Below are 13,267 nucleotides of genomic sequence, written 5' to 3'. Positions count from 1 at the left end.
GGACATCCAGGGCAAAGAATGAATTTGGCACGGGGCTGCGGTTACACACAAAGCCATCCGCGCGGGCAGTAAAAAGCGGAAAAAATCGCTGGGCATTATAAGCACTTTTCCGTCGGGGGCGTCATTGGCGCTTCTGTCAAGACGGGGGTGAAGGAACGCAATGCGTATTACAGAGTCCGTAACTCACGGAAAGTCATAGGGAATTGGTAGTGCTGGGACTCTTCAATAAAAAGACCAATGCGTTACTGGGGATCGACATCAGCTCCACGTCGGTGAAGCTGCTGGAACTGAGTCGTCAGGGCGAGCGCTACCGGGTCGAGGCCTACGCGGTAGAGCCGTTGCCGGCCAACGCCGTGGTCGAAAAGAACATCGCCGAACTGGAGGGTGTCGGCCAGGCGCTCAGCCGGTTGCTGGTCAAGGCACGCACCGGGTGCAAGAGCGTGGCGGGGGCGGTGGCCGGTTCGGCGGTGGTCACCAAGGTCATCGAAATGGACGCCGGGCTGTCCGACGATGAACTGGAAAACCAGCTCAAGATCGAGGCCGATCAATACATTCCCTATCCGCTGGACGAGGTCGCCATCGACTTCGAAGTCCAGGGCGTCTCGCCGCGCAACCCGGAACGGGTCAACGTGCTGCTCGCCGCCTGTCGCAAGGAAAACGTCGAGGTGCGCGAGGCGGCGCTGGCGCTCGCCGGCCTGACTGCACGGGTGGTGGATGTCGAGGCCTACGCGCTGGAGCGCTCGTTCGGGCTGCTGGCGACGCATCTGGCTGCTTCCCAGGAGCGCCTGACCGTGGCGGTGGTCGACATCGGCGCGACGATGACCACCCTAAGCGTCCTGCATAACGGCAAGATCATCTATACCCGCGAGCAACTCTTTGGCGGGCGTCAGCTCACCGAAGAGATCCAGCGCCGCTATGGCCTCACTGTCGAGCAGGCGGGCCTGGCGAAAAAGCAGGGCGGCCTGCCTGACGATTACGTGACCGAAGTCCTGCAGCCATTTCGCGAGGCACTGGTGCAGCAGGTTTCGCGTTCGCTGCAGTTCTTCTTCGCCTCTGGCCAGTACAACGCCGTCGACCATATCCTGCTGGCCGGCGGCACGGCCTCTGTGCCCGGGCTGGATCGCCTGATCGAACAGCGCTTGAACACGCCGACCCAGGTTGCCAACCCGTTTGCCGACATGGCCCTGGGCAGCAAGGTCAACGCCGGTGCGCTGGCCAGTGATGCGCCCGCATTGATGATCGCCTGCGGGCTCGCGCTCAGGAGTTTCGACTGATGGCGCGGATCAATCTTCTCCCCTGGCGCGAGGAGCGTCGCGAAGAACGGCGCAAACGCTTCCTGCTGGTGTTGATCGGCGTGCTGGCCGGCTCGATCGGTGCGGTGCTGATTGCCGATCAGATCATCAGCGCGGCCATCGAGCGGCAGATGGCGCGCAACGATTACATCGGCAAACAGATTGCCGTGGTCGACGAACGCATCAAGCAGATCAGCGAACTCAAGGCGCGCCGCCAGCAACTGGTCGAGCGCATGCGCATCATCCAGGACCTGCAGGGCAACCGGCAGATCAGTGGGCGGGTATTCGATCAACTGGCGCGTACGTTGCCGGACGGTGTGTATTTCACCGATGTGAAAATGGCCGGCAAGACCCTGTCCATCAGTGGCGCGGCGGAGTCGAACAACCGGGTTTCCGAGCTCATGCGCAATCTCGACGCGTCCGACTGGTTCGACGCGCCGAGCCTGAATGAGGTCAAGGCGACCAGTGCCGATCAGGTCGAGCAGGCCAACGTCTTCCAGCTGACCGTTCGACAGACCCAGCCCAAGGTTCTGGAGGACGAGCAATGAAAGCCTCCGAATGGCTGGAAAGCCTGCGCAACATCGATTTCAACGACCTCGACACCAGCAACATGGGTTCCTGGCCGCCGGCGGTGAAAACCTTGTGCGGTGCGTTGGTGATGGCGTTGATCCTCGCGCTCGGCTATTACTTTTTCATCAGCGATATGGAAAATCAGCTCGACCTCAAGCGCGAGGAGGAAGTCACGCTCAAGGAGCAATTCGCCAGCAAGGCGCGGCTATCGGCAAATCTTGAGCTGTACACCCAGCAGATGAAGGAAATGGAAAACACCTTCGGCGTGCTGCTGCGGCAACTGCCCAGCGACACCGAAGTGCCGGGCTTGCTTGAAGACATCACTCGCACCGGTCTGGGCAGCGGTCTGGAATTCGAAGAGATCAAACTGCTGCCGGAAGTGACCCAGCCGTTCTATATCGAGCTGCCGATCCAGATCACCGTGACCGGCGCCTATCACGACCTGGCAACGTTCGTCAGCGGCGTCGCCGGACTGCCACGCATCGTTACCCTGCACGATTTTGAACTGGCGCCGGCCAACCCCGAAGGCGGGCCGAAGCTGCGCATGAGCATCCTCGCCAAGACGTATCGCTACAACGACAAGGGGCTGGAAAAATGACCCCGATTCGTTATCTCGTTCTGCTCATGGCGCTGGCGTTGGGCGGCTGCGGTGGCGGCGATGACTTCAGCGACCTCGACGCTTACCTCAACGAAGTCCGCCTGCGCCCGGCGGGCAAGATTGAACCAACGCCGACATTCCGGTCTTACCCCACATTCACTTACAGCGCCGCCAATCTGCGCAGCCCGTTTTCGCGGCAGGCACGGGTTGATCTGGCCGGGCAAAAGCACGGCTCGCGCAACGTCAAACCCGACCCCAACCGGGTCAAGCAATACCTTGAAGGGTTCAATATCGAGCAGTTCGAAATGGTCGGCACGATCGCCAACGCCTCCGGATCGTTTGCGCTGCTGCGCGGCGCGGGCGGGGTGCATCGCCTGAAGGTCGGCGACTATCTGGGCCGCAACGATGGCCGCATCGTCGCCATCAGCGCCACTCAGGTCGATGTCGTCGAGATCGTGCCCGACGGCGCTGGCGCCTGGCTGGAGCGGCCCCGCACCATTCCTTTGAAAGAGCACTCATAGTGGAAGTCGAACAATGAACAGGATTTTCTCCACCCTCGGTTTTTCGCTATGGATAGCGCTGGTGTCACCGATGGTAATGGCGGCCAATCTGAAAGCGCTGGATGTTGCCGCGCTGCCGGGTGACCGCGTCGAACTGAAGCTGTCGTTCGACGGCCCGCCACCCCAGCCCAAGGGCTACACGACCGAGTCGCCCGCGCGTATTGCACTGGATCTGCCGGGGGTGGCCAGCCAGCTGGCCAACAGAAATCTTGATCTGGGCAGCGGCAATGCGCGCACGGCCACGGTGGCCGAAGCCAAGGATCGCACGCGGCTGATTGTCAGCCTGACGCAATTGGCGCCATACAGCACGCGGGTCGAAGGCAATAATCTGTTCGTGGTGGTTGGTCAGGGCGCCTCCGCGACCGCGCCGCGCCCGGCCACCGTTGCACCACGTGCCGCCCCGGCCGCTGCGGCGCCCGCGAAATCTTCTGTGCCGCGCAGCCGGGCAATTCGCGGCGTCGATTTCCAGCGCGGTACCGAGGGCGAAGGCAACGTGGTCATCGATCTCTCTGATCCGACCATCGCCCCGGATATCCAGGAACACGACGGCAAGATCATCCTCAGCTTCGCCCGCACCCAATTGCCGGAAAAGCTGCGCGTGCGCCTCGACGTCAAGGACTTCGCCACCCCGGTGCAGTTCGTCAACGCAGCGCTCACCGGCGATCGCACCGTGATCAGTGTGGAGCCCAGCGGCACCTTCGACTATTCGACCTTCCAGACTGATAACAAGCTCACGGTGAGCGTTCGCCCGATGAGTGTCGACGATCTGCAAAAGCGCAACGCCGACCGTCAGGCCTATGTCGGCGACAAGCTGTCGCTGAATTTTCAGGACATCGATGTACGCTCGGTGCTGCAACTGATCGCGGACTTCACCAATCTCAACCTCGTGGCAAGCGACACGGTGCAGGGCGGCATCACGTTGCGCCTGCAGAACGTGCCGTGGGATCAGGCACTGGATCTGGTGTTGAAAACCAAAGGTCTGGATAAACGCAAGATCGGCAACGTGCTACTGGTGGCGCCGGCCGATGAAATTGCCGCCCGCGAGCGCCAGGAACTGGAGTCGCAGAAGCAGATCGCCGAGCTGGCGCCATTGCGTCGCGAGCTGCTGCAAGTCAATTACGCCAAGGCTGCGGACATTGCCAAACTGTTCCAGTCGGTGACCAGTGCCGAGGCCAAGGTCGACGAGCGCGGTTCGATCACTGTCGATGAGCGGACCAACAACATCATTGCCTACCAGACCCAGGATCGCCTCGACGAATTACGGCGGATCGTCGCGCAGCTGGATATTCCGGTACGTCAGGTGATGATCGAGGCGCGCATCGTCGAGGCCAACGTCGATTACGACAAGAGCCTCGGCGTACGCTGGGGCGGCTCGGTGCAGAACAAGGGCAACTGGAACGCCTCCGGGGTCAACGGCTCATCGAGCACCATCGGTACGCCGGGCAGCACCAGCACCAACTCGCCCTTCGTCGACATGGGCACGGTCAACAATACCTCCGGGATCGGTATCGCGTTCATCACCGACAACGTGTTGCTGGACCTGGAACTTACGGCGATGGAAAAGACCGGCAACGGCGAGATCGTCTCGCAGCCGAAGGTGGTCACCTCGGACAAGGAAACCGCGAAGATCCTCAAAGGCACCGAGATACCGTATCAGGAGGCCAGCTCCAGTGGCGCGACCTCGGTGTCGTTCAAGGAGGCTTCGCTGTCGCTGGAAGTCACTCCGCAGATCACGCCTGACAACCGCATCATCATGGAGGTCAAGGTCACCAAGGATGAGCCCGACTACCTGAACAAAGTGCAGGATGTACCGCCGATCAAGAAAAACGAGGTCAACGCCAAAGTGCTGGTGAATGACGGCGAGACCATCGTAATCGGCGGTGTTTTTTCAAATACTCAGAGCAAGGTTGTAGATAAGGTGCCATTTCTTGGCGATGTGCCGTATCTTGGCCGCCTTTTCCGGCGTGATGTGGTTTCGGAGAAAAAATCCGAGCTGCTGGTATTTCTCACTCCGCGTATCATGAATAACCAGGCGATTGCTGTGAGTCGTTGATTCTGTGCGAAATTTGATACTTGTAGGACCGATGGGTGCTGGCAAAAGCACCATCGGCCGATTACTGGCCAAAGAGCTGCGCCTGCCGTTCAAGGATTCCGACAAGGAAATTGAGCTGCGCACGGGTGCCAATATCCCATGGATCTTCGACAAGGAAGGCGAGCCTGGCTTTCGTGACCGCGAGCAGGCGATGATCGCCGAGCTCTGCGCGTTCGATGGCGTGGTGCTGGCGACCGGCGGCGGCGCGGTGATGCGTGATGCCAATCGCAAGGCCCTGCATGCAGGCGGGCGCGTGGTGTATCTGCACGCCTCCGTCGAGCAGCAGGTCGGCCGCACCTCCCGCGATCGCAATCGGCCGCTGCTGCGCACCGCTGATCCGGCGAAAACCCTGCGTGATTTGCTCGAGATCCGTGACCCGCTTTATCGGGAGATCGCCGATCTGGTGGTGGAAACCGACGAGCGGCCACCGCGCATGGTGGTGCTCGACATTCTTGACCGCCTCGCGCAGCTGCCACCCCGTTAAAGCGTTGCCCGAAATGCGCTATCCTCGGCGTCCTGTCAGCGCCCGCCGAGGGTGTGGCGGATGCCGGGCGAGCGGCGTCATATCGCTACAGGCCGCAGAACACCAATAATTTCAGGGCAGGATGCCTGCTTCCATCTTCACTGTGGGGACACATGCAGACACTCAAGGTCGATCTAGGCGAGCGCAGCTACCCGATTCATATTGGCGAAGGTCTGTTGGATCAGCCGGAACTGCTGGCGCCGCATATTCACGGGCGGCAGGTGGCAATCATCTCCAACGAAACCGTCGCGCCGCTCTATCTCGAACGTCTGACCCGCAGCCTTGCGCAGTTTTCGGTAATCTCGGTGGTGTTGCCCGACGGCGAAGCCTTCAAGAACTGGGAAACCCTGCAACTGATTTTCGATGGCCTGCTGAGCGCCCGTCATGATCGCCGCACCACCGTGATCGCCTTGGGCGGCGGGGTGATCGGCGACATGGCCGGTTTCGCTGCCGCCTGTTATCAGCGCGGTGTCGATTTCATCCAGATTCCTACCACACTGTTGTCGCAGGTCGATTCGTCGGTTGGCGGCAAGACCGGCATCAACCATCCGCTGGGCAAGAACATGGTCGGCGCGTTCTACCAGCCGAACGTGGTGCTGATCGATACCGCATCGCTGAAAACCCTGCCGCAGCGCGAGCTGTCGGCGGGGCTGGCGGAAGTCATCAAGTACGGCCTGATCTGCGACGAACCATTCCTGACCTGGCTGGAAGACAACGTCGACGCCCTGCGCGCGCTCGATCAGACCGCGCTGACCTATGCGATCGAGCGCTCCTGCGCGGCCAAGGCTGCGGTGGTCGGCGCCGATGAAAAGGAAACCGGCGTACGCGCCACCCTCAATCTCGGCCACACCTTCGGCCACGCCATCGAAACCCACATGGGCTATGGTGTCTGGCTGCATGGCGAGGCGGTGGCGGCAGGTACCGTGATGGCGCTGGAAATGTCCGCGCGCCTGGGCTGGATCAGCGAGCAGGAGCGTGACCGCGGCATTCGTCTGTTCCAGCGCGCAGGTCTGCCGGTCATTCCACCGACAGAAATGACCGAAGCCGATTTTCTCCAACACATGGCAATTGATAAAAAAGTGATCGACGGTCGTCTGCGCCTGGTGCTGCTGCGCCGGATGGGCGAAGCGGTAGTGACCGACGATTATCCGAAAGAGGTTCTACAGGCCACGCTGGGAGCGGATTACCGCGCCCTGGCTCAGCTTAAAGGTTAAAACGATTCCGATGACTAGTTTGCATGCCGACGAGGCGTTTCTCGGCCATTTCCAGTTAAGTCACGACCCGTTCGCGCCACGGGTGCCGGGCTTCAAATTCTTTCCGGCCCAGCGCAAACCGGTGCTGGGTCAACTGCATCACCTCGCGCGTTACAGCCAGTTGCTGCTGGTGGTCACCGGGCCGCAGGGCAGCGGCAAGACCCTGTTGCGGCAGGCGCTGGTGGCCAGCACCAACAAACAATCGGTGCAAAGCGTGGTGGTTTCCGCCCGTGGCGCCGGCGACGCGGCCGGCGTGCTGCGCCAGGTGGCGCAGGCGCTGGATGTCGCCCAGGCCGAGGTCGGCGCGATTCTCGAGCAGGTGGTGCAACTGGGTCTGACCGGACAGGAAGTCTATCTGCTGGTGGACGACGCTGAGCAGCTCGACGAGTCGGCGCTGGAAGCGTTGATGGCGCTGGGTGCCGGCACACCGGAAGGTCGCCCGCATGTATTCCTGTTTGGCGAGTCGTCGCTGATCGCTCAGCTCGAAGCTTTGCAGCTCGAAGAAGAGCGTTTCCACGTCATCGAATTGCAGCCGTACACCGAAGAAGAGACTCGCGAATATCTCGACCAGCGGCTGGAAGGCGCGGGCCGGGGTGTCGAACTTTTCACCGCAGATCAGATCTCTGATATTCACGAAAGCTCCGAGGGCTGGCCGGGCAACATCAACCAGGTCGCTCGCGATGCACTGATCGAAGTCATGATTGCCAGCCGCTCTGCGGTCAAGCGTCCAAGTATGGGGTTCAACATGCCGAAGAAACACGTATTGGCGATTTCCGCCGTCGTTGTGGTCGCGGTTGCCGCCGCCTGGCTGATGCCGGGTCGCAGCAAGGCACCGACCACCGGTGCTCCGGCCAATGAACAGGCGCAACTGCCATTGGGTCAGGGCGCCGCGAATGGCGCCAACCCGTCCGTCGAGTTCGCTGGCAACACCCAGCCGATGCCGCTGCCGCTGGTCGGCAACTCGCAGCCGGTCATGCGTGGCCCGCTCGCTGAAGCCGCCGGTGGCATCACCGAAGGCGATGACGGCGTGCCACTGGAAGGCTCCAGCGATACTCCGCCGACCGTAACCACCTCTGCACCGCCTGCGGGCGTTCCGGCCGGTCCTGCGCCGACGCCGGTCCCGACTCCGGCGGCCAAGCCGGCGCCAACCCCGGCACCGACGCAGATCGCCGCGGCCAAGCCTGCTCCGGCCACTCCAGCGCCAGCTGCGAAACCGGCCCCGGCTCCGGCCAAGCCTGCCGACAAGCCGGTCACCGTGGCCAAGGCTGCCGGCGGCAGTTGGTATGCCGGTCAGCCGACCAGCAATTACGTGGTGCAGATCCTCGGCACCAGCTCGGAAACCGCCGCGCAGAACTTCGTCAAGGAGCAGGGCGGCGAGTACCGTTATTTCAAGAAAGTCCTCAATGGCAAGCCGCTTTACGTGATCACCTACGGCAACTTTGCCAATCGTGATGCGGCCGTTTCTGCCATCAAGGCCTTGCCAGCGAAGGTTCAGGCTGGTAAACCTTGGCCTCGCACTGTCGCCAGCGTCCAACAGGAACTGGCAACAACTCGCTGAAGATTCGGCGGCCTTACCCAGGCCGCCTCTCCCGGCACCTCAAAATCTCCACGAGTGCGCGCTTCCTGAAAAGGTCGCGTGCCTTGTGGTGTCTGCGTCACAGTAGTTTTTGAGTCGTTGCGGTCAGAATTTAAAAAAGTTTTGACTAGCACAGCATATCGCTTTAAACCTTTCACAAATGCGACATGAATTTGCGACAGTTCGTCGTCAAATTTGTGAGCCTCTGTGTCGCTGTGTACAATGACCACCCTTTTGCCCCCGCTAAGCCGGCGTACGTTCGGCGCGGAACGCAAGTGGTTGAATTGAAAAGAAATTTGCCTCGAATAGAGGCAGCCTGGTGAGAAAGTGTCTATGAAAGCAGGTCTGTACCAACCAGATGAATTCAAGGATAACTGCGGTTTCGGCCTGATAGCTCATATGCAGGGCGAGCCCAGTCACACCCTTTTGCAAACGGCCATCGAGGCCCTGACCTGCATGACCCACCGCGGTGGGATTAATGCCGACGGCAAGACCGGTGACGGTTGCGGTCTGCTGATTCAGAAACCCGACGCCTTCCTGCGAGCCATTGCCCAGGAGAGCTTCGGCGTCGAAATGCCCAAGCAATATGCAGTGGGCATGGTGTTCCTCAATCAGGATCCGGCCAAGGCCGAAGCTGCTCGCGAGAACATGAACCGCGAGATCCTCGCAGAAGGCCTGCAACTGATCGGCTGGCGCAAAGTGCCGATCGACACCAGCGTCCTTGGCCGCCTGGCCCTTGAGCGCCTGCCGCAGATCGAGCAGGTCTACATTGGCGGCGAAGGCCTGAGCGATCAGGACATGGCCGTGAAGCTGTTCAGCGCCCGTCGCCGTTCGTCGGTGGCCAACGCCGCTGACACCGACCACTACATCTGCAGCTTTTCGCACAAGACCATCATCTATAAAGGCCTGATGATGCCGGCCGACCTGGCGGCGTTCTATCCGGACCTGAGTGACGAGCGTCTGCAAACCGCGATCTGCGTGTTCCACCAGCGCTTCTCCACCAACACCCTGCCGAAATGGCCGCTGGCGCAGCCGTTCCGCTTCCTCGCCCACAACGGCGAAATCAACACCATCACCGGTAACCGTAATTGGGCGCAGGCCCGTCGGACCAAGTTCACCAATGATCTGATGGATCTGGAAGAGCTCGGCCCGCTGGTCAACCGTGTCGGTTCCGACTCGTCGAGCATGGACAACATGCTCGAACTGATGGTCACCGGTGGCATCGACCTGTTCCGTGGCGTGCGGATGATCATTCCGCCAGCGTGGCAGAACGTCGAAACCATGGACCCGGATCTGCGTGCGTTCTACGAGTACAACTCGATGCACATGGAGCCGTGGGACGGCCCGGCCGGCGTGGTCATGACCGATGGTCGCTACGCGGTGTGCCTGCTCGACCGTAACGGTCTGCGTCCGGCGCGCTGGGTCACCACCAAGAACGGTTTCATCACATTGGCGTCGGAAATCGGCGTGTGGAACTACCAGCCTGAAGACGTGCTCGCCAAGGGCCGCGTCGGGCCGGGTCAGATCTTCGCCGTGGACACCGAAACCGGGCAGATCCTCGACACCGATGCGATCGACAACCGTCTGAAATCCCGTCATCCGTACAAGCAATGGCTGCGCAAGAATGCCCTGCGCATTCAGGCGACCATGGAAGACAACGACCACGGTTCGGCTTTCTACGACGTCGATCAGCTCAAGCAATACATGAAGATGTATCAGGTCACGTTCGAAGAGCGTGATCAGGTGCTGCGTCCGCTCGGCGAGCAAGGTTACGAAGCCGTGGGCTCGATGGGCGACGACACGCCGATGGCCGTGCTGTCCCAGCGTGTGCGCACGCCGTACGACTATTTCCGTCAGCAGTTCGCGCAGGTGACCAACCCGCCGATCGACCCGCTGCGCGAAGCGATCGTGATGTCGCTGGAAATCTGCCTCGGTGCCGAGCGCAACATTTTCCAGGAGTCGCCGGAACACGCCTCGCGCGTGATCCTCAGCTCGCCGGTGATCTCTCCGGCCAAGTGGCGCTCGCTGATGAACCTCGACCGTCCCGGTTTCGAACGGGCGATCATCGACCTCAACTACGACGAAAGCGTTGGCCTCGAAGCGGCGATCCGCAATGTTGCCGATCAGGCTGAAGAAGCCGTGCGCGCCGGGCGTACCCAGATCGTCCTCAGCGACCGTCATATCGCGCCGGGCAAGCTGCCGATCCACGCCTCGCTGGCGACGGGTGCAGTGCACCACCGTCTGACCGAAAAAGGCTTGCGTTGCGATTCCAACATTCTCGTGGAAACCGCCACCGCCCGTGACCCGCATCACTTCGCCGTGCTGATCGGTTTCGGCGCTTCGGCTGTCTATCCGTTCCTGGCCTACGAAGTGCTGGGTGACCTGATCCGTACCGGTGAAGTACTGGGCGACCTCTACGAGGTGTTCAAGAACTACCGCAAGGGCATCACCAAAGGCCTGCTGAAGATCCTCTCGAAGATGGGTATTTCGACCATCGCTTCGTACCGTGGGGCGCAGCTGTTCGAGGCTATTGGCCTTTCCGAAGAAGTCTGCGAATTGAGCTTCCGTGGCGTGCCGAGCCGCATCAAGGGCGCGCGTTTCGTCGACATCGAAGCCGAGCAGAAAGCCCTCGCCGTCGAAGCCTGGAGCCCGCGCAAGCCGATCCAGCAGGGCGGTCTGCTGAAGTTCGTCCACGGTGGCGAATATCACGCGTACAACCCGGACGTGGTCAACACCCTGCAAGCGGCCGTGCAGCAGGGCGACTACGCCAAGTTCAAGGAATACACCTCGCTGGTGGACAACCGTCCGGTGTCGATGATTCGTGACTTGTTCAAGGTCAAGACCCTCGATACGCCGCTGGACATCAGTGAAGTCGAGCCGCTGGAATCGGTGCTCAAGCGCTTCGACTCCGCCGGTATCTCGCTGGGCGCACTGTCGCCGGAAGCTCACGAAGCACTGGCCGAAGCCATGAACCGCCTCGGCGCGCGTTCCAACTCCGGCGAAGGTGGTGAAGACCCGGCGCGTTACGGCACCATCAAGAGCTCGAAAATCAAACAGGTTGCCACTGGCCGTTTCGGTGTAACCCCGGAATACCTGGTCAACGCCGAAGTGCTGCAGATCAAGGTCGCCCAAGGTGCCAAACCGGGCGAGGGCGGGCAACTGCCGGGCGGCAAGGTCAACGGACTGATCGCCAAGCTGCGCTACGCAGTGCCGGGCGTGACCCTGATTTCGCCGCCGCCGCACCACGACATCTATTCAATCGAAGACCTGTCGCAGCTGATCTTTGACCTCAAGCAGGTCAACCCGCAGGCACTGGTTTCGGTGAAACTGGTGGCTGAAGCGGGCGTCGGCACCATCGCCGCCGGTGTGGCCAAGGCCTATGCGGACTTGATCACCATCTCCGGCTACGACGGCGGTACCGGTGCTTCGCCGCTGACCTCGATCAAGTACGCCGGAGCACCGTGGGAACTGGGCCTGGCTGAAACCCACCAGACCCTGCGCGGCAACGACCTGCGCGGCAAGGTCCGGGTGCAGACCGACGGCGGCCTGAAGACCGGCCTCGACGTAATCAAGGCAGCGATCCTCGGTGCCGAAAGCTTCGGCTTCGGCACCGCGCCGATGATCGCGCTGGGCTGCAAATACCTGCGCATCTGCCACCTGAACAACTGCGCCACCGGCGTTGCCACTCAGAACGAAAAGCTGCGCAAGGATCACTACATCGGCACCGTCGACATGGTGGTGAATTTCTTCACCTACGTCGCCGAAGAAACCCGTGAGTGGCTGGCCAAGCTTGGCGTGCGCTCCCTCGAAGAGCTGATCGGTCGCACCGATCTGCTGGAAATCCTCGAAGGCCAGACCGCCAAGCAACATCACCTGGACCTGACGCCGCTGCTGGGCAGCGATCACATCCCGGCGGACAAACCGCAGTTCTGCGGCGTTGAGCGCAACCCGCCGTTCGACAAAGGCCTGCTGGCGGAGAAGATGGTCGAGCTGGCCTCGTCGGCGATCAGCGATATGAGCGGTGCCGGGTTCGAGCTGGATATCTGCAACTGCGACCGCTCGATCGGTGCACGGATCTCCGGCGAAATCGCGCGCAAGCACGGCAACCAGGGCATGGCCAAGGCGCCGATCACCTTCCGTTTCAAAGGCACGGCCGGGCAGAGCTTCGGTGTGTGGAACGCCGGCGGTCTGAACATGTACCTGGAAGGCGACGCCAACGACTACGTCGGCAAAGGCATGACCGGCGGCAAGCTGGTCATCGTGCCGCCGAAGGGCAGCGTCTACAAGACTCAGGACAGCGCCATTATCGGCAACACCTGCCTGTACGGCGCCACGGGCGGCAAGCTGTTCGCCGCCGGCACCGCAGGCGAGCGTTTCGCCGTGCGTAACTCCGGTGCCCACACGGTTGTGGAAGGCACTGGCGATCACTGCTGCGAGTACATGACCGGTGGTTTCGTCTGCGTGCTGGGCAAGACCGGTTACAACTTCGGCTCTGGCATGACCGGTGGTTTCGCCTACGTGCTCGATCAGGACAACACCTTCGTTGACCGGGTCAACCACGAACTGGTGGAGATCCAGCGGATCAGCGGCGAGGCGATGGAAGCCTATCGCAGCCACCTGCAGAACGTGCTGAACGAGTACGTCGCCGAGACCGACAGCGAGTGGGGTCGTGAACTCGCCGAGAACCTCGACGATTACTTGCGGCGTTTCTGGTTGGTCAAGCCCAAGGCTGCCAGCTTGAAAACCCTGCTTTCCAGCACTCGTGCCAACCCGCAGTGATATGCGCCTGAAGAGTTTGATGAG

Annotated in this window: 9 protein-coding genes; all 9 read left to right on the top strand. The window is 61.4% G+C overall.

Annotated elements, in window-relative coordinates; all coding sequences use genetic code 11:
* The first annotated feature begins 209 nt into the window (after positions 1 to 209).
* The gene (locus AEQ63_RS10235) at positions 210 to 1,274 is read left to right on the top strand and encodes a pilus assembly protein PilM (RefSeq protein ID WP_064363271.1); all 1,065 of its coding nucleotides are present in this window, start codon (positions 210 to 212) and stop codon (positions 1,272 to 1,274) included.
* Complete coding sequence (locus AEQ63_RS10230; RefSeq protein ID WP_042608694.1) at positions 1,274 to 1,840, top strand: PilN domain-containing protein; 567 nt, start codon at positions 1,274 to 1,276, stop codon at positions 1,838 to 1,840. Before AEQ63_RS10235 ends, AEQ63_RS10230 begins: the two co-directional genes overlap by 1 nt.
* Positions 1,837 to 2,460, top strand: coding sequence for a type 4a pilus biogenesis protein PilO (gene pilO / locus AEQ63_RS10225; protein WP_042608695.1), 624 nt, complete (start codon positions 1,837 to 1,839; stop codon positions 2,458 to 2,460). Before AEQ63_RS10230 ends, pilO begins: the two co-directional genes overlap by 4 nt.
* Positions 2,457 to 2,981 carry a pilus assembly protein PilP gene (locus tag AEQ63_RS10220; protein WP_039756678.1) on the top strand — a complete coding sequence of 175 codons (525 nt, stop codon included), beginning with the start codon at positions 2,457 to 2,459 and terminating at the stop codon, positions 2,979 to 2,981. Before pilO ends, AEQ63_RS10220 begins: the two co-directional genes overlap by 4 nt.
* Positions 2,982 to 2,994: 13 nt before the next feature.
* Positions 2,995 to 5,073 carry a type IV pilus secretin PilQ gene (gene pilQ, locus AEQ63_RS10215; protein ID WP_064363269.1) on the top strand — a complete coding sequence of 693 codons (2,079 nt, stop codon included), beginning with the start codon at positions 2,995 to 2,997 and terminating at the stop codon, positions 5,071 to 5,073.
* A 4-nt stretch (positions 5,074 to 5,077) separates the two neighbouring features.
* Positions 5,078 to 5,596 carry a shikimate kinase AroK gene (gene aroK, locus AEQ63_RS10210; protein ID WP_027611316.1) on the top strand — a complete coding sequence of 173 codons (519 nt, stop codon included), beginning with the start codon at positions 5,078 to 5,080 and terminating at the stop codon, positions 5,594 to 5,596.
* Positions 5,597 to 5,748: 152 nt separating this feature from the next.
* A complete protein-coding gene (gene aroB, locus AEQ63_RS10205; RefSeq protein ID WP_064363267.1) occupies positions 5,749 to 6,849 on the top strand; it encodes a 3-dehydroquinate synthase in 1,101 nt (366 codons plus the stop codon).
* A gap of 10 nt (positions 6,850 to 6,859) precedes the next feature.
* Complete coding sequence (locus AEQ63_RS10200) at positions 6,860 to 8,446, top strand: AAA family ATPase (RefSeq protein ID WP_064363264.1); 1,587 nt, start codon at positions 6,860 to 6,862, stop codon at positions 8,444 to 8,446.
* A 351-nt stretch (positions 8,447 to 8,797) separates the two neighbouring features.
* Positions 8,798 to 13,243, top strand: coding sequence for a glutamate synthase large subunit (gene gltB, locus AEQ63_RS10195; protein WP_064363262.1), 4,446 nt, complete (start codon positions 8,798 to 8,800; stop codon positions 13,241 to 13,243).
* Positions 13,244 to 13,267 lie beyond the last annotated feature (24 nt).

This window comes from Pseudomonas sp. RIT-PI-o, from assembly GCF_001297215.1.
Lineage (GTDB): Bacteria > Pseudomonadota > Gammaproteobacteria > Pseudomonadales > Pseudomonadaceae > Aquipseudomonas > Aquipseudomonas moraviensis_A.
This window is presented reverse-complemented; position numbering and strand designations above follow the sequence as displayed.

What these genes read in the sequence shown, in the direction of transcription:
- AEQ63_RS10230 (WP_042608694.1), top strand. Translation starts at nt 1,274, where the DNA reads ATGGCGCGGATCAATCTTCTCCCCTGGCGCGAGGAGCGTCGCGAAGAA.
- pilO (WP_042608695.1), top strand. Translation starts at nt 1,837, where the DNA reads ATGAAAGCCTCCGAATGGCTGGAAAGCCTGCGCAACATCGATTTCAAC.
- AEQ63_RS10220 (WP_039756678.1), top strand. Translation starts at nt 2,457, where the DNA reads ATGACCCCGATTCGTTATCTCGTTCTGCTCATGGCGCTGGCGTTGGGC.
- pilQ (WP_064363269.1), top strand. Translation starts at nt 2,995, where the DNA reads ATGAACAGGATTTTCTCCACCCTCGGTTTTTCGCTATGGATAGCGCTG.
- aroB (WP_064363267.1), top strand. Translation starts at nt 5,749, where the DNA reads ATGCAGACACTCAAGGTCGATCTAGGCGAGCGCAGCTACCCGATTCAT.
- AEQ63_RS10200 (WP_064363264.1), top strand. Translation starts at nt 6,860, where the DNA reads ATGACTAGTTTGCATGCCGACGAGGCGTTTCTCGGCCATTTCCAGTTA.
- gltB (WP_064363262.1), top strand. Translation starts at nt 8,798, where the DNA reads ATGAAAGCAGGTCTGTACCAACCAGATGAATTCAAGGATAACTGCGGT.